The sequence below is a fragment of the Flavobacterium limnosediminis JC2902 genome (genome assembly GCF_000498535.1).
Lineage (GTDB): Bacteria > Bacteroidota > Bacteroidia > Flavobacteriales > Flavobacteriaceae > Flavobacterium > Flavobacterium limnosediminis.
Genome location: NZ_AVGG01000019.1, coordinates 137,543 through 159,079 on the forward strand (window position 1 = coordinate 137,543; position 21,537 = coordinate 159,079).

Genomic DNA, 21,537 nt, shown 5'->3' on the forward strand with positions numbered 1-21,537 from the left:
TCGATTATCCGCCACGAATTCACGAATTTTCACAGATTAATTCGTGAATTCGTGGCGAAAAAATTTTATATTCTTGAAGATTAAAGTCCGTCCGGAAAAATCTTCCCCGGATTCAGGATAGTATTCGGATCAAAAACCTGTTTGATATTTTTCATCAATTGCAATTGCGTAGCATTAAACGCAATATCCATAAAATTCTTCTGTACGTAACCGATACCGTGTTCGCCGGATAAGGTTCCTTTTAATGAAACGGTCAGTTCGAAAATTTCACGGATCCCTTTTGGAACTTCGGTTTTCCAGTTTTCGTCGGTCATGTCTGCTTTGATGATGTTTACGTGCAGGTTTCCGTCGCCGGCATGACCATAGCAAACCGATTTGAAGCCGTATTTATTCCCTATTTCTTTGATACCTTTTAACAATGTTGGCAATTCATAGCGTGGCACGACTGTGTCTTCTTCCTTGTAAACCGAATTGGATTTCACCGCTTCCGCAACACCGCGACGCATTCTCCAAAGGGCATTTTTCTGGTCTTCGGTATCGGCGAAAAGGATTTCGTCAATCTCGAAATTTTCGACTACGCCCATTATTTTTTCGGCTTCGAGCATTAAAACATCGGGGTAATTACCGTCGACTTCTATTAACAGATGTGCCTGAATTTCAGGTTTAATATCGACATTCACGCCTTCAATGAATTTTATCGCCCAGTCGATGGCATCGCGTTCCATGAATTCCAACGCACTCGGAACAATTCCTGCCCTGAAAATCGCCGAAACCGCCTCGCACGCCTGTTCCGCTTTGTAAAACGGTACTAACATTAATACGTTATGCGAATTTTTCGGTAACAGTTTTAAAACAATTTTAGTGATTATCCCCAGCGTTCCTTCGCTGCCGACCATCAATTGCGTCAGATTATAACCTGTAGAGTTTTTTAATGTATTGGCGCCTGTCCAAATGATTTCTCCTGTTGGTAAAACCATTTCCAGATTCAGTACGTAATCTTTGGTAACGCCGTATTTCACGGCTCTTGCGCCACCGGCATTTTCGGCTACGTTTCCGCCGATAAAACAACTGCCTCGGCTGCTTGGATCTACGGGATAAAACAGACTTTTTTCCAGAACAGTATCCTGCAAAACCTGAGTTATGACAGCCGGTTCGGTGATTACCTGCAGGTTTCTTTCGTCGATTTCGATGATTTTATTCAGTCGGTCTGTGGACAAACCGATGCCCTGATGAATACTTAAAGCGCCTCCACTCAAACCCGTTCTTCCTCCAATGGGAACTACCGGGATTTTGTACTCGTTCGCCACTTTCACTATTTCAGAAATTTCCTGAGCCGAAGCCGGTTTCACCACTACAGACGGCGGAAAAACGTAATCTTCGGTTTCGTCGTGACCGTAATGGTTTCGGGTTTCATCGTCTGTGAATACGAAAGATGCACCGACTATATTTTGGAGGTTCTGAAGTATTTCAGGTGTGATTTGCATTGTCATAACTAAGCTACAAAGTATGTTAAGTGTCAAAGTTACAAAGTTATTTCACAGAGACGTACAATACCTGACAGGTTTTTAAAACCTGTCAGGTATAAAACCATTCACTCCTATTTCTTCTTTAAATTCGGCAGAAAGTAAGCTGTGATTCCTATTAAAGGCAGGAACGAACAGATACCGTACACGAATTCGATAGAAGTTTCATCTGCAAGATACCCTAAAACAGCAGAACCCAATCCTCCTACTCCGAAGGCGAAACCGAAGAACAAACCGGAAATCATTCCGACCCTTTCGGGCATTAATTCCTGTGCGTATACCAAAATGGCGGAGAATGCCGAAGCGATGATAATCCCGATGATCACCGAGAGAATTCCGGTCCAGAACAAATCGGCAAACGGAAGCAGTAATGTGAACGGAGCAGCACCTAAAATGGAAAACCAAATGATATATTTTCGCCCGAACCTGTCACCTAACGGCCCGCCAATCAAGGTTCCTACAGCTACAGCGCCTAAAAACCAAAACAAATGATACTGCGCCTGTAGCACGGAAATATGAAATTTTTCTATCAGGTAAAAAGTAAAATAACTTGACATTGACGAGGTGTAAAACGATTTCGAAAAGATCAGAATCAGCAATAAAACGACCGACATTTTCACTTTCATCGGGGAAAGATTGTGCAGTCTTTCACCGCCCTTTTTCTTCCCTTTTATGGAAATCAGTTTCTGTTGGTACCAAACGGCGATTCGGCTCAACACGATGATTCCGACCACGGCTACTAATACGAACCACAAAATATGTGATTGCCCGCGCGGCACTACAATTAAAGCCACCAATAAAGGTCCGATTGCCGTTCCCGTGTTTCCGCCTAATTGGAAGATGGATTGCGCCAATCCGCGTTTACCGCCTGAACCTAAGAACGCTACTCGGGAAGCTTCCGGATGAAAAATGGACGAACCCACTCCTACCATAGCTACAGAAGCCAATATCAGAGGAAAACTCGAAGCCTGTGAGAGCATTATGATGCCGCATAGCGAAAACAGCATTCCGAAAGCCAACGAATATGGTTTAGGATGTTTATCCGTATAAATTCCCACGAAAGGCTGTAATAACGAAGCGGTAACCTGATAGGTAAATGTGATCAAACCGACCTGTGTAAATGTTAAGCCGTAGTTTGCTTTCAGAACCGGATACATGGCCGGAATGACAGCTTGTAACAAATCGTTGAGCAAATGCGCAAAGCAGATAGAAAACAAAATTGGATATACCGTGGTTTGCGCTAAATTTTTAGTATCGAGGGTTGCTGTTGCAGTTTCAGTTTTCATTAAATATGCTGTAAAAGAAAATACCAGAAAATTAAGGTGATGAATGAAATCGGAATACCGAAACCGATCATCATGCTGCTCAGTTTAGGTTTTAATCCGTAATTGGATGCCACTATGACTCCGGTTATCATCGGTGCCATGGCCGCTTCGAGTATGGAAACCTGAACTTCCAAACCGGTTCCGCCCAATAACATCACATATAGTAAATAGAAAAATGCCGGTGTAAGGAACAGTTTGAAAAATAAGCCTAAGGTTAAGAATTTCCAGTGTTTGCTCTTGCTTCCGAATTCCAATTGCATTCCAACCGAGACAAGCGCTATAGGAGTTACTGTACTTCCCAAACGCTGAAAAACGGATTGCAGCATTTCGGGAAAATCCAATTGTAAAACGTTCAGGACACAAGAAATCGCAAAGGCAATGAACGGCGGAAAAAACAGTATTTTTTTGAGAATCATACTCGAGCTTGCCGTTCCTCTGGAATACATGGTCGCCACCAAAATCGCCAAAGTCGAAACCACTACGAACGAACCAGGCTGATCTACAATAACCGCTGTTTCGAGTCCTTGTTTACCGTAAACCGCTTCAATTACGGGAAAACCTACGAACGAGGTATTTCCCAATCCGGCGGTGATGATTAAACAGCCTGTTAGTTTTTTGGACCAACCGAATAATTTCCCGAAACCCGTAAAAAAAAGATAGGAAAGTGCAAAACCCAACCAGGCAATTCCCAGTGGAAATAACAGTTTCGAACTGATTTCCAATTTCGGAATATAATATAACGCCACGGCCGGAAGCGATATGTAAATCACAAACTGATTGAGCGTTTTATAGCTTAACGGAGGAAATGCCGCGCTTTTTTTGACCAAAAATCCCAAAAGCATACAGACGAAAATGAGTAAAATGTTTTCCATAGTGGTTTAAAGCGGCACAAAATTACTACTATTTCATTTTTAAGCCCCGATTTTATTCAACTTTAGCATTTGATTAAGACTATTGGATTTAGTACTTTTACCAAAAGCTTTTTCCATTTTGAATTCAAAACCAAACAAATCGGCCTTAAAAGAAAATGACGGTATTGAACAACCGGACAGCATTAGTGCTTCTTCCGTGGAACATATTCAGCAATTCCGAAGAAAACAACCTTCCGCCGAGGAATTGATTTCCAACATTGTAAAAGGAGATAAAGTAGCACTGAGCCGCGCCATTACTTTAGTGGAAAGCACCAGTGCGACCCATTTGGAAAAAGCCAATGAAGTCATCAAAGGGTGTCTGCCCTACGCGAATAATTCATTACGGATTGGGATTACCGGTGTTCCTGGAGTGGGAAAAAGTACGTTTATCGAAGCGTTTGGAAAATACCTGACGTCCATCGGAAAGAAAGTAGCTGTTTTGGCTGTTGATCCGAGCAGTTCGATTTCCCACGGCAGTATTTTGGGTGACAAAACCCGTATGGAAGAATTGGTGAAAGACGAAAATGCATACATTCGTCCGAGTGCCTCAGGAGAAAGTCTGGGCGGTGTGGCGCGAAAAACCCGTGAAGCGATTATCCTTTGTGAAGCCTGCGGATTTGATACGATACTGATTGAAACCGTTGGTGTGGGTCAGAGTGAAACCGCCGTTCACAGTATGGTGGATTTCTTTTTACTGCTGAATTTAGCCGGTGCCGGCGACGAATTGCAAGGCATCAAACGCGGGATTATGGAAATGGCCGATGCGATTGTAATCAATAAAGCCGATGGCGATAACATCAAACGTGCCCGATTGGCGAAAGTTGATTTTAACCGCGCTTTACATTTGTTTCCGCAGAAAAGTTCCGGTTGGTCTCCGAAAGCGAATACCTGTAGCGCCTTAACCAATGAAGGTATATCCGATGTTTGGGAAACGATTACCGACTATTTTACACTCACCAAAGAAAATGGTTATTTCGATAAAAAACGTAAAGAACAAAGTCAATACTGGATGCTGGAAACCATCAACGAACAGCTGAAACTGAATTTCTACAACCATCCGGAAATCCAAAAATTGTTGGAAGAGAATAAAAAAGCGGTGCAAAACAATGAGATTTCACCGTTTGCAGCCGCTCAGTTGCTTTTGAATACCTATAAAGGAAGTTGACAGTCACGGTTTTCAGTCGCAGTCACAGTCGCAGTTTTCAGTGATTTTGTTTGTGTGAATTAGAATGCAGTTTTCAGTCGCAGTTGCAAAAAGTCGCAGTCACAGTCGCGGTTTTCAATGACGTAGTTTGTGTGAATTTAGAACGCAATTGAAAAAAATCGCAGTCGCAGTCGCGGTTTTCAATGACGTAGTTTGTGTGAATTTAGAACGCGGTATTCAGAATTTACTTTACGGATAATTTTTAGTTACAACCGAATTTTCCTGGGTTGTTAATCATGTAATTGGTTAGTTTACCTATCTCAATTGTTTTATCGTTTAGCTTTTTAAATTCGTCGTTGCTGATGTATTCACATTGCAACGCAAACTCCAGCCAAACGCTGGTTTCTGAATTTTCACCATCACTGTCGGTTAACTTACTAATGAAATGATTTACGTATCTCCGTTTTCTATACGCTTCGGCAATATTTGCACAAACACTGCGTGAAGAACGTCTGATTTGATCCGTTAATGAATACTTCTCTTCCTTCGGAAAGGATTTGGAAACTTCATAAATTTCCATAGCAAGCGAAAAAGCTTTTTGAAAGGCTAATAACTCTTTGAAATCCATACTATTTATTTTGGCGTATACTAAAAACTGCGACCGTAACTGAAAACTGCTACTAAAAACTGTGACTGTGACTGAAAACTGCGACTGTGACTAAAAACTACTCCTCGTAACGTTTCATCTCCCTGTCGTAAAACTCACCAGCGTGGTTTATTAGTCTTTCCATTTCGGCTTCGATTTCTTCCTCTTCTTCTTCATCCAATTCTTCTAAAAACTCGATTTCGTCGTCTTTTAAATTGATAATGAATCTTGGGTAATCCAAGTGAATAATGAAAATATCGTCCGGAAAATCGGTGTTGTCTGCTAATACAAATTTTGGTAATTCCATAGGTGTGTGGATTTGATTATTTGTGGATTTGATTATTTGTTTGATTCGTTAGGCAAAGTAACAAAGAAACAAATTACCAAATAAACTTTTAAAAAAACTATTTATCAGAAATTATAACCGGAACATTTCCTTTACCCATAAAAATCACCTTCGAGTTGTTGGAAGTGGCAATTTCTTTTTGTGCTTTGATTTGTTCGTATTGCAATTGTTTGTCAGTCAAACCGGTTGAAATGATACGCTGATAATCGGCGATACCTTGTGCTTCTACTCGTTTACGTTCGGCTTCCTGTTTTTCTTTTTGAAGTACGAATTGCATTTTCTGGGCTTCCTGTTCGGCATTGATTTTACTCTCGATTGTGGTTTTCACCGAAGCCGGTAAATTGATGTTTCGAATTAACAATTGCTCTAAAATCAGTCCTCTTTTCTTGAAATCGTCTTCGATGCTTTTGTAAATTCTTTGTTGGAATTCGTTTCGTTTTGTCGAATACAAAGCCACGGCATCATAATAAACAGCGTTGTCACGAATACGGGTTCTGGTTACCGGGCGGACAATTTTATCGGCATAGTTGACACCAATCTGTTTGAAAATTTTCGGAGCGTCTTCCGGGGAAATCCGGTACAAAACAGTTAAGTCGATTACCACTTCCAATCCGTCATTAGACAATACCCGAATCGCATCATCGCCTTCCTGAGCCCCCTCACTGTGAATTGCCGACATCGTGTAATTTTGGGTCTGAATATCAAAAGGGGTAATATTCAGCAACGGATTTACAACATGCAAACCACTTTCCAGAATATCAGGCTGCACCCTTCCGTAAAGTGCTTTTACACCGACCTGACCGGCCTCAATCTGTTTAAAAGCGGAGGAAAGCACACCTAAAAGGATTACGACAAAACCAACATTTCTGAGAATCGCCGAAAATTTAGACAACTGATTTGGGCTGCTCTTCAGTGCGAAACCCGCAATAACAAGTATCACACCAATAATAAGTAACAGTATCATTTTTTATGTTTTAAATTATACTGTGATTATACGTAAATACTTATTAATAGTTACAAATAAAGATTTTATTTGCAACTGAGCGCTTACTAACGAGAAGAGGTATTCTCATGTCTCTTCAGTAAAGATCTTTAATCATCAGATTACCGGAACTCTTTGTATGAAAGGAGATTATCCGAAAAGTAAAACAAACGTCTTTATGTCCTCCTATACCAAAGACTTTTTAATTTAATAAGCAAAGAAATAACAATCTTAATTGATTGGTAAAAAGAATAAAAGAAGTCGGAAGATTAAATAATGCCTTGAAACGAGCTTCCGTGGACTTGAAATGGTCTTCCGGGTCGCTGAAATGGTCTTCCGGGGACTTGAAACGGTCTTCCGGGTGATTGGAATTTGCTTCCGTGATCTTGAAACATCCTTACGTGTTGTTGAAATAGTCTTCACAAGGGTTTTCAGAGATTTTCGCAAGGTTGGAAGTTCTTTTTGTAGGTTATTACCTTAAAATAATTATTGCAAATAGGTTATTTCTGCCAAAAAACAACTACATTCGTGTCCCAACCCAAAAAAATCAGTTTTATGAAAAAACAAGAAGTAACCCGTTTGTATAAATTTTCAGATGCCACCCTGGTAGCTTTAGGAAAAGAAAAGATTGCATTTATGCGCCGTGACCTGGAGGCATTTACATCCTTTGGAATCACAGTAGCGATGATCTCCGACCTTGAGAGCAATCTTATCCAATTTTCAGATGGCATTACCGACATCGAAGCGTTGAGCGACCAAACCGGAGTCACGGAAAACAAAACAAACAAAGCCGAACAACTTAGAGTAGCCATCAGAAACGTTATGACCCGGGTGGAATTGAAATATGGGACAAACAGTGCCCGATACAAAAAATTTGGCACTGGGGCTATCTCGCAATTATCCGACCCGGAATTGTTTATTACCGGAAAAAGAGTGGTTCGTGTAGGAACAGAGTTTTTAGATGATCTTGCAAGTCACGGACTGACAACCGAAATGCTGATTAACATCTCGTCTTTATGCTATGAATTTGAAAATCTGATGCTGGATTTACAGGTAAAAATGAGTGAGCGTGACATCATTCAGGAAGACAGGGTTGAAGCAGGAAATGCAGTTTACGCTACTCTAGTAAGTTATACCACTACAGGCCGTAGCATCTGGGAAACCACGGATGTAGCCAAGTACAACGATTACATTATTTACGATACGGTATCGGGAGAAGCACCTATTGTTCCCACTGCTGAAATCCAATAGCTGTGTACTATGATATCAAAAAACTATCAAAGATGAAACACTTTATTATCGCAGGACTTTTATTTTTTGGAATCTGCATAACTGCAAATTCACAGACAAATAAAGTTAATTATGAATTATCTGCTTTGTACAATAACAATTTTCGAAAATTTATATATAATGAGCATAATGCCGATTCAGCATTTTATTATGTCAAAAAAATAGCTTCAGACAAACTCTTAGAACCATCTTTGAAGGATTTAATGCATAATCAATTTACTCAATCGTTTATTAAAAACATCTCAGAAGGCATAAATGATGCAAATCAAATAAATCAATTGAATAAGACAATTGCGGTAAGCAAATTGGTCTTATCAAAAATAGATACTGATACTACTCATCTACTCAAAGAAGTAGCAAGACCGATTATTATTTGGACTAAAATTCAGGATAATCCGAATGACATACCCCTTCTAACAAATCTTGCAACGGAGTTTCTTACTCATAACCTGACACCGTCCCAATTCTATTCTAACAAAACTGGTCGGTACGGGTTATTGATTTACAAAATCATAAATGAAAAACCCGAATTAAAACCATTGGCTTTAAAAATATACAATTCTATTAAAGATAATTTGAAAAACAATCAAATAGCTGCCACAGAATTAACCTCAAGAACAGAGCTACAAAAAAGAGCATATTACAGATATTTATATGCTTTTATCAGCAGTAATGAAGCCTCCACAACTGCTGACCCATTTCAAAAACAAGCTTTATTGAAAACTGCATTTGACTTTAGCCCCGATTTTAATGATAAAAATAATCAACAAGGATATTATTATGATATGGGCTTTCTTGGCGGTAAAGAATCTTTTGAAGAGGATTATCTGACATTTCTCATCAAAAATGACTCTGATAAAAAACAAGTTTTGCAAACCCTCCTCAAAACGGCATTAAATGAGCCTAATTATAAGGAAAAACTTCGACAATTTTATACTGAAATTTATCCCTCCGACTCAAATTTTTCCACCTTTTGGGCTGAATCAATAGAAAATAAAGCCGAACCTTCTCCAGTAATCATAACAAATCAGATTGATAAAAAACTATTTTCAAGCAAGGAATTCCACGGAAAATGGATCCTAATTGACTTTTGGGGAACCTGGTGCGCACCATGCAGAAGAGAACATCCTGATTTACAAAAATTCTACAACCAACTTGTCTTACAAAATTCAAATAAAATAGCATTATTAACTTTCGCTTGCAAAGATACAGAGGATAAGGTTGCAAAATACATGAAAGAAAAAGGTTATTCATTCCCAGTTGCAATGTCTGACGGGAATTTTGAAACTAATTTTAAAGTTCAAGGCTATCCAACAAAAATTTTAGTAACCCCCAAAGGGAAATACATTAGAATCCCTTTTGACACTGATTGGGTAAATTTTATAAAACAGTACAGCGATTTGTAAAAAAGCACAATACACAACTGCCGCCTTTTGCAAGCGGAACGTTTAAAAAAATAACCCCATAAAAAAACAGTTTTTATGGGGTTATTTTTTAATTACGAATTACAAAGTATTAATCTCGAGCAATTAATTTATTAGTTAAATGATTGAAGCGAAGATACAAAAAGATGGCCGCTGCGGTTAATCCGGCCAGAAGTCCGATCCAGATGCCCACCGCTTTCAAATCGGTATACAATCCTAAGTAAATTGAAATCGGAAAACCGATAACCCAATAGGAAACAAACGTCATGTACATTGGGATTTTCACATCCTGCAAACCGCGAAGTGCTCCCAAAACCACCACCTGAATCCCATCGGAAATCTGAAAAATAGCTGCAATTATAATTAAATGTGACGCTATTGAAATCACTTCGGTATTATCTTTCAAATGGGCTAAATCATTTGCATTCATAAACATTTCGGGCAAAAGCTGATGAAAAACAACAAAAATAAGAGCAAAAATCACCTGAACTATAATGGCTAATAAAAATATGGAACGTGCCACAATCCGCAACCCGATAAAATCCTGTGACCCTTTGAAATTCCCCACACGCACCATTCCCGCAACTCCGAAACCGGATACGAACATAAAGGTAAATGTCGCCAAACTCAACGCGATCTGATTCGCTGCCTGACTCGTTGTCCCCAAAAGTCCGGAAAGCCAAATCGCACCGGTGAACAAAGCTACCTCAAAAAACATCTGCATGGCAGAAGGCAAACCAAGGTTCACAATTTTGTTTACAATATCCTTTTGAAGTTCCTTAAACGAAAACTGTTCGAAATAGGTTTGGAACCGTGCCTTGTGTTTTAAGGAGAAATGAATAAAGATCAGCATTATAAAACGGGAAATCACGGTACCCCAGGCAGCGCCCAACATGCCCAGTTTCGGAAAAAACCAGATTCCGTAAATCAGGACTACATTCAGAAAAACATGCACCACATTACAGATAAGGTTCGCCCACATGGCCACTTTCGTCTCCGATTTTCCGTCGGCGAATTGCTTATATCCCTGAAAAATGATCAGCGGAATCAGTGAAAAAGCCACGATGTCCAAAAACGGTTTCGCCATTTCCACTACGGCTTCAGGTTGCCCCATGTATACGATAAGCGGTTTTGAGAAGTAAATCGCCAAAAAAAGGAATATCCCTAAAAAGGTACACAGCAACAATCCATGATGAAAAATGGTTCGTTCTTTATCCACATTTTTCTCACCGTCCGCTTCGGCTACCAAAGGCGTAATGGCCGTCGAAAATCCCAAACCGATTGACATCGCTATGAAAACGAAACTGTTGGCTAAAGAAGCCGCTGCCAATTCGGTCGGACCCAATTTCCCAACCATGATATTATCTACAATTCCCACTAAGGTATGGCCCAGCATCCCGAGAATGATCGGATAAGCTAATTTTAAATTATAGGAGAACTCTTTGGTATAGACGGACAAACGCATTTTTTAAATTTTGTGCAAAGGTAAGCACTGGAGTTTCGCAAAATGTTATTAAAAAATAAAAATTTAACTCAATTTTGATTTTTACGTAAAAATTTAAAAGTCAAAACAATACGCCTTATCTGTCGGAAACCTTAAGATATTTTAACATATCCATACAAACTAAAAAACCGAATTTACAGTTCTGATACTGAAAAACTAACCTAAAATGTATTTTTAGTATGAACAAGATCCCCAAAATCTTAAGTCTGTTTGCTATTATGGCAGCAGTATTATTTACCATCGAAACCAAGGCACAAGATGAGGAAAAACCTCTGAAACCGGAATACCTGCGCCATTGGCGCATCGGATACGGACTCAATCTGGGCCTTCCTTTCGGCAATGATTACAATTTCAGTTTAGGAGCCGATGCCCGTTTGCAGTATGATATCACCACCAAAACATCGTTGGCTTTTACCACAGGTTATACCCATTTGTTCAGCCCTGATAAAGATTCCGGGTTTATCCCCGCAAAATTGGGCTTCAAGGCATTTTTAGGCAATCAGTATTATGTATTGGGAGAAGCCGGAGGCGCTTTCGGAACCACAAAAGAATTAGGCAATTCTTTTTTATGGGCACCGGGAATGGGAGTGGCTACCAAGCACATCGACATCAGTCTGCGTTATGAAAACTATTCCGATTTTGATCTGGGACAAATTTCACTGCGCCTGGCCTATGGTTTCAGTTCTAAAAAAATCAACAACTATCAAAACAAGAAGAAAAACAAAAAAACGCCACGTTAGGCCTACCGTCTGGACACACCACTAAAAAATAGTATACAGATAATGCTGATTGAAAAGATTTGCACTGATTCATATTCTTATTAAAAAACTTAGCCACGAATTCACTAATTATTTTGTATAAATTAGTGAATTCGTGGCTAGAATTTTATTTAAATATACGTATCCCGACGGGTACCACGTTAGGCATTTTTTTTATTTCTTCAACTGATCGCGATACATCGCAAAATTCGCTTTCACTTTCTCATCCAGTTCGGGTTCTTTAATATCAGTATGTTGCTGCATTTCTTCCCAGATGATTTTGGCCACCATGTAACGGGCCATTTCCTTGTCATCAGCCGGAATCACATACCAAGGGGCATGCGGTTTTGAGGTTTTGTTAATCGCCTCTTCATAATAACTCATATAATCATCCCAACGGTCACGCTCTTTTAAATCGCCGGGCGAGAATTTCCAGTGATGCTCTTCCTCTTCCAGACGACGGAGTAATCGTTTGCGCTGTTCTTCCTTGCTCATGTGGAAATAAAACTTCAACACGATCGTTCCGTTTTGTGCAATGTGCTTCTCGAAATTATTGATTTGTTCGAAGCGGTTTTCCCAGAAATCGGCAGGAATATCTTCCACTTTTTCAATTCCGGGTAAATTCTCGTTTAAAATATATTCCGGATGCACGCGGGTCACCAGCACATTTTCATAATGCGTACGATTGAAAACCGCGAACTTCCCTTTTTCGGGTAACGCCAGATAATGACGCCATAAATAATCGTGTTCGAGTTCGGTGGAATTGGGCGTTTTAAAACTGTGCACCACTACCCCACGCGGATTGAATTCCTTAAAAACTTCCCGAATCAGACTGTCTTTCCCCGACGTATCCATACCCTGAAGACAAATCAACACGCCGTATCGATTGTGCGCGTACATCACGTCCTGCAACTCACTCAGCTTGGCCTGAACCTTGTCGAGTTTGTCCTCCTTATCGTCATCATTAAGAGAAGTCTTCAGCTCGGTCGGAAAACCGGCTATTTTAAAAGTCGAGGTGATTTTAAAATCATCGGGATTAAATACTGCCATAATTTTCGGATTATATTCGTAAATATAAGTAATTTTAGGAGCTTGTTCCCGCTGTCCACTGTATCTTTTTTTGCCATTTGTGAAAGCAAAAAAAGGATGCCGTTCCCATCGGGGCTAAACCAAAAAAAGAACGTATGCATAAATTCACCCTGGAAATCCTGTTTCAGATTATCGGAATCGGTTCGGCTTCCGGACTTATCCATAAAGACAATCAGTTGTTTGTTATTGGCGACAACAGCGGTTATCTGTACGAATATCAAATCACCAATAATGAATTGAAACGGCATCCGTTAAGCGAAAATCTATCTGAAAACATACCCAAAAAAGACAAACCCGATTTTGAAGCTATAACCGAATTCGACGGAAAATTTTACGTGTTTGGCTCAGGATCCACCGAAAAAAGGAACAAAATGGTAACCCTTGACGCCAAATCGAAGGAAATCATCGCCACCACTGATCTGAGTGATTTGTATCTGGTCATGCAAACGTTTGCCGAATTACCACAAGACGACCTCAACATAGAAGGTGCCGTTTATAATGGATCGGAATGGTTTTTCTTCAATCGTGGGAATGGTGCCAAAGGAAAAAATATCATTTTCACGGTTCAGGGAAAAAATCTTACCGAAGAATTCAACATCATTTCCACCGAATTTGAACTTCCGAAAATAAAAGGCATCCGAGCCAGTTTTACCGACGCGGTTTTGGTTAACAAAAAAATCTACTTTTTAGCCACTGCCGAAAACACCAAATCAACCTATAATGACGGGGAAGTTATGGGCAGTTTGATTGGCCGCATCGATCTTGAAAAAATGAAAATCGATTTCACTCAGAAAATCACCGATACGCTGAAACTGGAAGGACTGACATTGTTTCAGGAAACGGATAAAGAAATTGTCTTCCTGCTTTGCGAGGACAACGATACTTCCGAATTAAAAACCGGTATTCATAAACTGGTTCTGAAAAAGAAGTAAGATTCTGAAAACCATAATCAAAAAGGAACTGCATTAAAACAGTTCCTTTTCATTTTTATAAAAACACTTATTACCCGTATACTTCGCTGCCCTGCTTTGCTTAGCTACTGCTTTCTGAACTGAACCATACCAATAAGATAATATTTTTCTCAATAAAAACACCTGGAATTCAGAATTTTATAGTAACTTTAAATATTCGGTTTAAATCATAAGCATATGAGAAACAAGACTTTAAAAGGAGTATTATTTGCAGGCTTACTGACTCTACTGTTCGCTTGTAATACCAAGAAAGAAGAACCCGCAACAGCAGTGGTTGACAAAGAACAGATAAAAAAAGAAATTCAGGCCAGAGAGGATGAATTTGCCGCGATTTATAATTCCGGAGAACTTAAAGATATAGGTTATTATGCAGAGGATGCGATAACCTTTTTTCAGAACCGGGCACCGTTGGTGGGCAAACAGGCCATCGTAGATTTTTTAAAATCCGATTTAACTTCCAATTCCAATAAAATTTCGTTTCAGACAAACGATGTTTTTGTATCAAGTGATGGGAATCAGGTTGTGGAAGTTGGTTATTACAAAGTAGTTGATTCTACGAACACTACCCTTAACAGCGGAAATTACATGAGTTTATTTGAAAAAAGAGATGGCAAATATGTATGCCTTAGAGACATGAGTGCTTCTGACATGCCGAGTAAATAAGGTTTGCAGAAGTTGTTTTAAAAAGCGAGTGAACGAAAATAATTTTTCGTCCACTCGCTTTTGTTTATTTATAGGGTAAAAAGTTCGGTTACTTAGCGTCTTCTTCCGCCGCCTCCACCGCCGCGACTCATCCCGCCTCCACCGCCACGACTCATTCCACCACTGCTAAAATTACTTGAACTGCTACTTCTGGTGCGGCCTGAACTCATTGAAGAGTTTGAGGTTGAGGGACGTGATGATGAAGATCCAAAATTAGATGTTCCTGTAGACGGACGCGTTGATGCAGAAGTCCCGGCCGATGGACGATTGGATGTTCCCGTAGATGGACGTGTTGATGCAGAAGCCCCACCTGAAGGACGATTCGATGTCCCAGCCGAAGGACGATTGGATGTCCCTGCAGTGGCTCTGTTACCTCCATCATACCTGCCACTGGCCTTATTATTTGCTACGGTATTGGATCTCATTTTATTATTATTGTAGTTATTATAACTATTCCTGTTATTAATAACAACGGTATTGCCGCCACCGTGGTAATGGCCTCCATAGTAACCACCGTGGTAATGATAATGATTATGACGATAAATACCAACAGCCATGATTGTAAATGCCGCAAAATAGGGCGGATAATAGCCGTAATAATAAGGCGGATAATAAGGCACATAGGCCGGAGAATACACATACTGTACGATTGGCACCTGTTCTACAACTACGGTAGTCGTTGACGTAGTTTGCTGAGTAACAGGTTCATTTCCGGTATACCCTGGATTAGCAGTTTCCTTACCTTTGGGCTCAATAACATAATCCTTTCCATACAAATCTTCATCACCAACAATCTGCAGCGAAACTTTACCGTTTTTATCTTTATCCACTAAAATTACCGCTACATCCTGTTCTTCAGTTTTACTGACCGCGACCTGGAGTATAAATGTAAAGGACGATTCTTTCTGTTTGGTAACCACCTTGATAAAGTCAACTTTTTTATCCAGATCCAAATCCAGGTTATTGATTCCCGTTTTTTGTTCATTTAACGATTTTTCAAAGCCTTCAATGGTTTTGGATTTTTGAAACAGATCCAATACCGCATAAAGATCCAGATTATCTCCCGGAAGACCTAACGCCGGTGGGTCTCCACTATCTTTAGTGTCTTGTGAATAAACGGATACATTCAGAACACTAATCAAAACAAATATGCTTATCCAATTTTTCATAAAAAAATCTTTAGTTACAACTTATCTGACTAAAGTTACAAAAAATAGTTCAAACATACTGAATAACAAATACTTATTACTTTCTATTCACTACTAACCTTCAAAAATGACGAAATCAAAACAAAAGAAAACCCCCAAACAATTGTAAAATCGTTTGGGTGTTTTTACTTGTATTAAAAGTGGCTGATTTAGTTCACGATTAACTTTTTAACTTCAACTTGTTTCCCTTTTTGGATTTTAACCATATAGACACCTGCACTCAGGTTGTTCTGATTAAACTCAATAAGATTTTCATCTGCCGTTTTTTCTGCCACTAAGTGTCCCAAAACGTCATAAACAACGATTCTTGATCCAGCCAAATCATCGCCTTCCACTGTAAAGTGACCGTTGGACGGATTCGGATATACATTGATTTCCTGCTTAGAAACAATCTCATCGTTGGAAAGTAGTGTGTTCACAGAGAAACTGTAATCAACTCCACCTCCAAAATCCGGATTGATTGTTTTAATGATATTGTTGGAAGCATCCAAAATTCTAACATATCCTGTACCTTGTGCACTGTTTGCCCACCACTGCAAACCGTCTTTACCCGAATCGTTGATTCTCAATCGGTAGCATCCATTAACAACCTGAGGTGACTGATAAGTATAAGTGTGAACTGTATTCGCTGCGGTAAACATTCTATTGTCTACAGATCCACCACTTGCATTGTTCAAGGTAAAATTGTTTTGTGTCGGATAATTATTTGTTCTCAACTGAATTTTGAATACCGATGGCATAACATCCGGTAAACTGAATTTCGAAACCACCTTATTATTATTGGTATACCCATCTGCACCACCATTAGCTGCAGTTATTCTGACAGTAAACTTATTATTCGTACTGTTAACCCCTACATTCCATAAATTACTTATCGGCAAAAGAACATCAGCGGTAGCCATCGAAGCCAACGAACCTGTCCAGGTATAGGTCTGGTGTGTTGCAGCATTATTAATCCAATATTCAAAAGCAACCGATGTTAACGCATTTGCTCCTGTATTTTTAAGGGTGATGATTGGTCTTTCACACATTGGATTAATTCTGGAGAATTCAGCATTATCGTTGTTTGGTGCTTTTACCTTCTCAATAGCTGCGTCTACTGTAAAGTTAGGCGCTCCATATCCAACAATTTGATGTGCCACTACGTAGTCATAAGCACCTGCCCCCGGAGCAGACGTTCTGTAATCCAAAGGAATAGTAGCTCCAGGAGTAACGTTTGGTGTCAAATCCTGTTCTTTCATTAATGATCTTTGGCCCGGACACCATCCTTGTCTGTCATAAACCCATGTTCCTCCTTGAGGGTAAATAGGATTTTCAGAACAACTTTGTGAAATTACCCAGTTGTATCTCTCCACGTTATTCATCAAAATTTTGTGATAAATCTGTCCTCCATTATTCTCAAATTCACCTTCATTACCATGTCCTGTAATTGACGATTTTAATTTGAATGAAGTGGCCGACGGACTGAAAACAAAGTTATTTGTTGTGAATTTTGAACCGTTGTTGATATTGGCAATACTAACATTCCCCATACGGTAATGCCCTTGCCATACCTGATCGTACTGTACTACATTTCTTGGAGGCGTTCCTACGATAAATAAAAACTCCAAATCCATTTCTTCCTGCCACTTACCTCCGTTAACTACCAATTGCTTGTTGCCTTTAAGTATTTTCACGTAATCGGACATGTCAAAGTACCATGTTTTTCCGTTTGGTCCTAAATCCAATCCGTTTCCATAAGGTGACACAAAGGAAACCAGCTCATTATAGAAAGGATATCTTTTGTAATAATTTAAATCCGTTATCGCTAAAGTTCCTTCCGGTATAATAGGAAGGGTGGTAATCAATGCTCCGGTATCACCATTATAAACATTTTCTGCTGTAGTATCAAACAAGAAAGTCGTAGACACTGTATTAATCACATCATTTCTCATAGGCACTATACCATCCATAGAAGTGATCGAATAATTTTTAACCGTTTTTTTGCTTCGCGGATAAGAAAAACGAGTTACTACATTCGTAACCGTTTGGTTATACGTTCCACGGTAAAAAGTAATATTCGGTAAAACAGAAGATTCTGTAAAAGTTGTTGTTAACTGATCGCCTCTTTCATAATCCCAGTTCAGATTTGTTCCTTGAGATACTACACCATTTTTAGCGTCAGTTACAGTCTGCCCGGTCAGTTCATCCAGTTTATAATATGCTACTAAGTTAGCATAATTAGGGTGTGTATTATCGATTGTCTTATTTTTCCAAGCTAACACATTTGCTGCAGACAACTCCGCATTCCAAACGGATAATTCCCTGATTCGCCCCATGTAGTTATTATTGTATGCCGGGGTGTATAATCTACCTAAAACAAAGTTCATGATATTCATCACTTTTGTTTTGCCCGTACCTGTATGCCACAAAGCGCCATTTAAATAAACATTCATCACGCCAGTGGTAGCATTTTTAGTAAAGGTCCAATGATTCCAAACATCTTTTATTACACTGGCTGAACCGTATGCTTTTTGCAGCCTGTCGAAAGTAGTTCCCACATAGCCGCAATCAAAATAAACATCCGAATTCCAAGGCATGTGGATATTTAACTGTCTTTCATCGGTATTGTTATTCGAGTACCCATAAATAATACTGTTACTTACAGGCATTGCGCTATCTCCTTTAGTCCAGAAACTCACTGTAACCTGGTTGTTGATCGTGTTGAAAAATTGCGTACCAATGTCAACGTATCCACCACCGGAAACATTAATCGAGGCATTATTACTTGCTGTAAGTACTCTGGTTTGAATATTAGAGAATCCTAAAAACTCAATATTGGATCCGTTTGTCCCGTTAGTAAAGGACATTTCAATGATGATGTTATTAGTTCCGTTCCAGTTAAACGGCGTATGGAACTGAATTCTGTTCGCACCGTTCACAAAAGTATAGTCTCTGAAAAACACTTCAGTAAAACCATTAAAGTCTAGTGCACTGGCCTGCATACTGGTTGCAGAGCTAATTTTCATTTTTATTTTCAGGAATTTCGCCAGTCCGCCGCTATTTGCTACATTTAATCTGATGGCATTAATATTACCTGCAGTAAACCCGGCAGCCGTCAATTGAGCAGCTGTAATAAGCATTTGCGATCTTCCGCTTTTCAGGTTAGTTTTAACCAAATTTGCCATTAAAACACTACCGTTCCCAACCTGATATGTATTTTCAGAAGTCGTAGAATTTAACACCACATTTTTCTGAGTAAAATCATAATGATCATACGTTTGCTGTGAGGTGTAAGGGAAGGAAGTTCCTGTAAAACCGGTGATTGTGTAGTTAGGCTGCTTGAAAAGTGCTTTTTCAACTTTTGTACTATCGCCTATAAATGTATTAACCGAGTAATCCCATTCGCCACACCCCGTCACACCGTCTTCCGGCCCATTTCTTACCGTTGCGTTTCGGCATCGAAGGTTGTACTTAAGAATTATCTTTTCGAAAGTTAAACTTGCATTGTTAGGAAAACCGATTACGGTATCTCTGGTGATGCTGTTGTGATTAAAGGCCTGCACCCTGATGGTATCACCGACACTCTGTGCCGACATCAGATTGACCTGAATCAGAACAAAGAATAAGAGTAGTAATTTCCTCATAGTTAATTTGGTTTTAGTTGTTTTTTGAATTTTTATTCAAATTAACAAAATTTACATCCCATAAATTCAACAAATTAACCCAAAAACAGCTGTTTTCTCAGTTTGTAACAAAAAAACAACAGAGTGTTTTTTATCTTAATAAAGTGTTAAGATTCCCTTTATTATTCACAATAAAAACAATATCTTTTTCATTATTTTACGATCTCACCCTAAAATTCAGGAAAATCATAACAAAACCAAATCATTGATTTCCAATTAAAAAACTAAAAACCATTATATCCCCATGCAAAAAAGAACCCGATAGCATAAAACTATCGGGTTCACTTTTTAATGTTTTTTTGGTATTTTATTTTTCAATCTCTTTCAGACTCTCCATTTTCTTGTGAGCTAAGAAACCTTTAATATCTTCGAAATGCTCTTTCACGCGTTTGTGACCAAACTCGAAAACTTTTTCCGCCAATCCGTCAAGGAAATCACGATCGTGAGATACTAAGATTAACGTTCCGTCAAAATCTTTTAAAGCATCTTTGATGATGTCTTTGGTTTTCATATCCAGGTGATTCGTTGGCTCATCCAGAATCAGAACGTTTACCGGTTCCAACAACAATTTTATCATGGCCAAACGTGTTTTTTCTCCACCGGAAAGCACTTTTACTTTCTTCTGAATATCATCGCCTTTAAACATGAACGCGCCTAACAAATCTTTAATTTTTGTACGAACGTCACCAACCGCAATCTGATCGATGGTTTCGAAAATTGTCATTTCACCGTCTAATAATGAAGCCTGATTCTGTGCAAAATAACCTATCTGAGCATTGTGACCTACCTCTAATTTTCCACCGTCAAAATCAATCTCCTTCATGATAGCTTTAATCATGGTCGATTTACCTTCACCGTTTTTACCTACGAAAGCTACTTTTTGTCCGCGTTCGATTACCAGGTTCGCATCTTTAAACACCACATGGTCACCATAGGATTTCGACAAACCATCCACAACAACAGGATATTGTCCTGAACGTGGCGATGGCGGGAATTTTAATTTTAATGCCGATGTATCTACCTCATCTACCTCAATTGGGACAATTTTTTCCAACATTTTCACACGCGATTGCACCGATTCTGTTTTTGAAAAAGTACCTCTAAAACGATCAATAAAAGCTTGATTTTCTGCAATGAATTTCTGTTGCTCGTCGTACGCTTTTTGTTGATGAATTCTTCTGTCTTTTCGCAATTCTAAATATTCAGAATACACGGCTTTGTAATCGTAAATCCTACCCATAGTAACTTCAATAGTTCTGTTGGTAATATTATCAACAAAAGTTTTATCATGGGAAATTACCATTACCGCTTTCGCCGAATTAATCAGGAAATCCTCCAGCCACTGAATACTTTCGATGTCCATGTGGTTCGTGGGCTCATCCAGAAGAATCAGATCGGGTTTTTTCAAAAGGATTTTAGCCAATTCGATACGCATTCTCCAACCTCCGGAAAATTCGGATGTCGAACGAGTAAAATCTTCTCTTTCGAAACCAAGGCCTTTCAGTACTTTCTCTACTTCCGCTTCATAATTTACTTCTTCGATTGAATAGTATTTCTCGCTTAATTCAGAAACACGTTCGATCAGTTTCATATAACCATCACTCTCGTAATCGGTACGGATGGTTAACTGCTCATTAATCTCGTCAATTTCCTTCTTCATATTCAAAACATCCGCAAATGCTTTTGATGCTTCTTCGATTACGGTACAATCATCGGAAGTCAACAAATGCTGAGGCAAATAAGCAATTACAGCATCACTCGGAGCCGAAATTCCGCCACGGGTAGGTTTGTTTTCACCGGCAACTATCTTCAACAACGTCGATTTTCCCGCGCCGTTTTTCCCCATAAGGGCAATTTTATCATTTTCATTGATGGCAAAAGTCACATCACTGAACAATGTGGTTCCGCCAAATTCTACGGCGATATCGTTTACTGTAATCATTTTTAGACTGTTAGATTCTTAGATTGTCGGATTAATGAACAATCAAATTTTAAAGGTGCAAAGATAGTTGAATTAGATTATTAGACAATTAGATTGTCAGATTGTTA

The 21,537-nt window shown here is 39.2% G+C and carries 17 protein-coding genes; 6 read left to right on the plus strand and 11 right to left on the minus strand.

Features of this window, described 5'->3' with window-relative positions; genetic code table 11:
- Positions 1-80: 80 nt before the first annotated feature.
- The 3 genes from FLJC2902T_RS13470 to FLJC2902T_RS13480 form a co-directional block, all read right to left on the minus strand.
- On the minus strand, positions 81-1,484 hold the full coding sequence (locus FLJC2902T_RS13470) for an FAD-binding oxidoreductase (protein ID WP_023580358.1): 1,404 nt from the start codon (positions 1,482-1,484) through the stop codon (positions 81-83).
- Between the two features lie 113 nt (positions 1,485-1,597).
- Positions 1,598-2,809, minus strand: coding sequence for an MFS transporter (locus FLJC2902T_RS13475; RefSeq protein WP_035678788.1), 1,212 nt, complete (start codon positions 2,807-2,809; stop codon positions 1,598-1,600).
- Complete coding sequence (locus FLJC2902T_RS13480) at positions 2,809-3,720, minus strand: AEC family transporter (protein WP_023580360.1); 912 nt, start codon at positions 3,718-3,720, stop codon at positions 2,809-2,811. Before FLJC2902T_RS13480 ends, FLJC2902T_RS13475 begins: the two co-directional genes overlap by 1 nt.
- Before the next feature lie 118 nt (positions 3,721-3,838).
- Between FLJC2902T_RS13480 and meaB the strand changes: the two genes are divergently transcribed.
- Positions 3,839-4,924 (plus strand): methylmalonyl Co-A mutase-associated GTPase MeaB, encoded by a 1,086-nt coding sequence (gene meaB / locus FLJC2902T_RS13485; RefSeq protein ID WP_035678886.1) that lies wholly within the window; start codon positions 3,839-3,841, stop codon positions 4,922-4,924.
- A 241-nt stretch (positions 4,925-5,165) separates the two neighbouring features.
- Here meaB and FLJC2902T_RS13490 read toward each other — a convergent pair whose 3' ends face one another.
- The 3 genes from FLJC2902T_RS13490 to FLJC2902T_RS13500 form a co-directional block, all read right to left on the minus strand.
- On the minus strand, positions 5,166-5,531 hold the full coding sequence (locus tag FLJC2902T_RS13490; RefSeq protein WP_023580362.1) for a four helix bundle protein: 366 nt from the start codon (positions 5,529-5,531) through the stop codon (positions 5,166-5,168).
- Positions 5,532-5,628: 97 nt separating this feature from the next.
- Positions 5,629-5,856, minus strand: coding sequence for a hypothetical protein (locus FLJC2902T_RS13495; RefSeq protein ID WP_023574249.1), 228 nt, complete (start codon positions 5,854-5,856; stop codon positions 5,629-5,631).
- Positions 5,857-5,953: 97 nt separating this feature from the next.
- On the minus strand, positions 5,954-6,859 hold the full coding sequence (locus tag FLJC2902T_RS13500) for a prohibitin family protein (RefSeq protein WP_023580363.1): 906 nt from the start codon (positions 6,857-6,859) through the stop codon (positions 5,954-5,956).
- Positions 6,860-7,432: 573 nt separating this feature from the next.
- Between FLJC2902T_RS13500 and FLJC2902T_RS13505 the strand changes: the two genes are divergently transcribed.
- Together FLJC2902T_RS13505 and FLJC2902T_RS13510 are read left to right on the plus strand one after the other, a co-directional pair.
- Positions 7,433-8,128 (plus strand): hypothetical protein, encoded by a 696-nt coding sequence (locus FLJC2902T_RS13505; RefSeq protein ID WP_155958913.1) that lies wholly within the window; start codon positions 7,433-7,435, stop codon positions 8,126-8,128.
- A 32-nt stretch (positions 8,129-8,160) separates the two neighbouring features.
- Positions 8,161-9,573: a TlpA family protein disulfide reductase gene (locus tag FLJC2902T_RS13510; RefSeq protein WP_023580365.1), complete on the plus strand. Its 1,413-nt coding sequence runs from the start codon at positions 8,161-8,163 to the stop codon at positions 9,571-9,573.
- 109 nt (positions 9,574-9,682) lie between these two features.
- Here the strand turns inward: FLJC2902T_RS13510 and FLJC2902T_RS13515 are convergent, their stop codons facing one another.
- Positions 9,683-11,056, minus strand: coding sequence for an MATE family efflux transporter (locus tag FLJC2902T_RS13515; protein WP_035678790.1), 1,374 nt, complete (start codon positions 11,054-11,056; stop codon positions 9,683-9,685).
- Between the two features lie 218 nt (positions 11,057-11,274).
- Here FLJC2902T_RS13515 and FLJC2902T_RS13520 point away from each other — a divergent pair, with 218 nt between their 5' ends.
- The gene (locus FLJC2902T_RS13520) at positions 11,275-11,835 is read left to right on the plus strand and encodes a hypothetical protein (protein WP_035678792.1); all 561 of its coding nucleotides are present in this window, start codon (positions 11,275-11,277) and stop codon (positions 11,833-11,835) included.
- A gap of 192 nt (positions 11,836-12,027) precedes the next feature.
- Here the strand turns inward: FLJC2902T_RS13520 and FLJC2902T_RS13525 are convergent, their stop codons facing one another.
- Positions 12,028-12,903 (minus strand): PPK2 family polyphosphate kinase, encoded by an 876-nt coding sequence (locus FLJC2902T_RS13525; RefSeq protein WP_023580368.1) that lies wholly within the window; start codon positions 12,901-12,903, stop codon positions 12,028-12,030.
- A gap of 134 nt (positions 12,904-13,037) precedes the next feature.
- On the opposite strand from FLJC2902T_RS13525, the gene FLJC2902T_RS13530 reads away from it, so the two are divergent.
- On the plus strand, positions 13,038-13,874 hold the full coding sequence (locus tag FLJC2902T_RS13530; RefSeq protein ID WP_023580369.1) for a DUF6929 family protein: 837 nt from the start codon (positions 13,038-13,040) through the stop codon (positions 13,872-13,874).
- 216 nt (positions 13,875-14,090) lie between these two features.
- The gene (locus tag FLJC2902T_RS13535; protein ID WP_023580371.1) at positions 14,091-14,576 is read left to right on the plus strand and encodes a YybH family protein; all 486 of its coding nucleotides are present in this window, start codon (positions 14,091-14,093) and stop codon (positions 14,574-14,576) included.
- Positions 14,577-14,668: 92 nt separating this feature from the next.
- Here the strand turns inward: FLJC2902T_RS13535 and FLJC2902T_RS13540 are convergent, their stop codons facing one another.
- From FLJC2902T_RS13540 to FLJC2902T_RS13555, 3 genes are all read right to left on the minus strand, one after another.
- On the minus strand, positions 14,669-15,784 hold the full coding sequence (locus FLJC2902T_RS13540; protein WP_023580372.1) for a hypothetical protein: 1,116 nt from the start codon (positions 15,782-15,784) through the stop codon (positions 14,669-14,671).
- 188 nt (positions 15,785-15,972) lie between these two features.
- A complete protein-coding gene (locus tag FLJC2902T_RS13545; protein ID WP_023580373.1) occupies positions 15,973-19,449 on the minus strand; it encodes a T9SS type A sorting domain-containing protein in 3,477 nt (1,158 codons plus the stop codon).
- A 346-nt stretch (positions 19,450-19,795) separates the two neighbouring features.
- The gene (locus FLJC2902T_RS13555; protein WP_023580374.1) at positions 19,796-21,430 is read right to left on the minus strand and encodes an ABC-F family ATP-binding cassette domain-containing protein; all 1,635 of its coding nucleotides are present in this window, start codon (positions 21,428-21,430) and stop codon (positions 19,796-19,798) included.
- Between the last annotated feature and the right edge of the window lie 107 nt (positions 21,431-21,537).

What these genes read in the sequence shown, in the direction of transcription:
- FLJC2902T_RS13495 (WP_023574249.1), bottom strand. Translation starts at nt 5,856, where the DNA reads ATGGAATTACCAAAATTTGTATTAGCAGACAACACCGATTTTCCGGAC.
- FLJC2902T_RS13500 (WP_023580363.1), bottom strand. Translation starts at nt 6,859, where the DNA reads ATGATACTGTTACTTATTATTGGTGTGATACTTGTTATTGCGGGTTTC.
- FLJC2902T_RS13525 (WP_023580368.1), bottom strand. Translation starts at nt 12,903, where the DNA reads ATGGCAGTATTTAATCCCGATGATTTTAAAATCACCTCGACTTTTAAA.
- FLJC2902T_RS13545 (WP_023580373.1), bottom strand. Translation starts at nt 19,449, where the DNA reads ATGAGGAAATTACTACTCTTATTCTTTGTTCTGATTCAGGTCAATCTG.
- FLJC2902T_RS13540 (WP_023580372.1), bottom strand. Translation starts at nt 15,784, where the DNA reads ATGAAAAATTGGATAAGCATATTTGTTTTGATTAGTGTTCTGAATGTA.
- FLJC2902T_RS13505 (WP_155958913.1), top strand. Translation starts at nt 7,433, where the DNA reads ATGAAAAAACAAGAAGTAACCCGTTTGTATAAATTTTCAGATGCCACC.
- FLJC2902T_RS13475 (WP_035678788.1), bottom strand. Translation starts at nt 2,809, where the DNA reads ATGAAAACTGAAACTGCAACAGCAACCCTCGATACTAAAAATTTAGCG.
- FLJC2902T_RS13515 (WP_035678790.1), bottom strand. Translation starts at nt 11,056, where the DNA reads ATGCGTTTGTCCGTCTATACCAAAGAGTTCTCCTATAATTTAAAATTA.
- FLJC2902T_RS13530 (WP_023580369.1), top strand. Translation starts at nt 13,038, where the DNA reads ATGCATAAATTCACCCTGGAAATCCTGTTTCAGATTATCGGAATCGGT.
- FLJC2902T_RS13470 (WP_023580358.1), bottom strand. Translation starts at nt 1,484, where the DNA reads ATGCAAATCACACCTGAAATACTTCAGAACCTCCAAAATATAGTCGGT.
- FLJC2902T_RS13535 (WP_023580371.1), top strand. Translation starts at nt 14,091, where the DNA reads ATGAGAAACAAGACTTTAAAAGGAGTATTATTTGCAGGCTTACTGACT.
- FLJC2902T_RS13520 (WP_035678792.1), top strand. Translation starts at nt 11,275, where the DNA reads ATGAACAAGATCCCCAAAATCTTAAGTCTGTTTGCTATTATGGCAGCA.
- FLJC2902T_RS13480 (WP_023580360.1), bottom strand. Translation starts at nt 3,720, where the DNA reads ATGGAAAACATTTTACTCATTTTCGTCTGTATGCTTTTGGGATTTTTG.
- FLJC2902T_RS13555 (WP_023580374.1), bottom strand. Translation starts at nt 21,430, where the DNA reads ATGATTACAGTAAACGATATCGCCGTAGAATTTGGCGGAACCACATTG.
- FLJC2902T_RS13490 (WP_023580362.1), bottom strand. Translation starts at nt 5,531, where the DNA reads ATGGATTTCAAAGAGTTATTAGCCTTTCAAAAAGCTTTTTCGCTTGCT.
- FLJC2902T_RS13510 (WP_023580365.1), top strand. Translation starts at nt 8,161, where the DNA reads ATGAAACACTTTATTATCGCAGGACTTTTATTTTTTGGAATCTGCATA.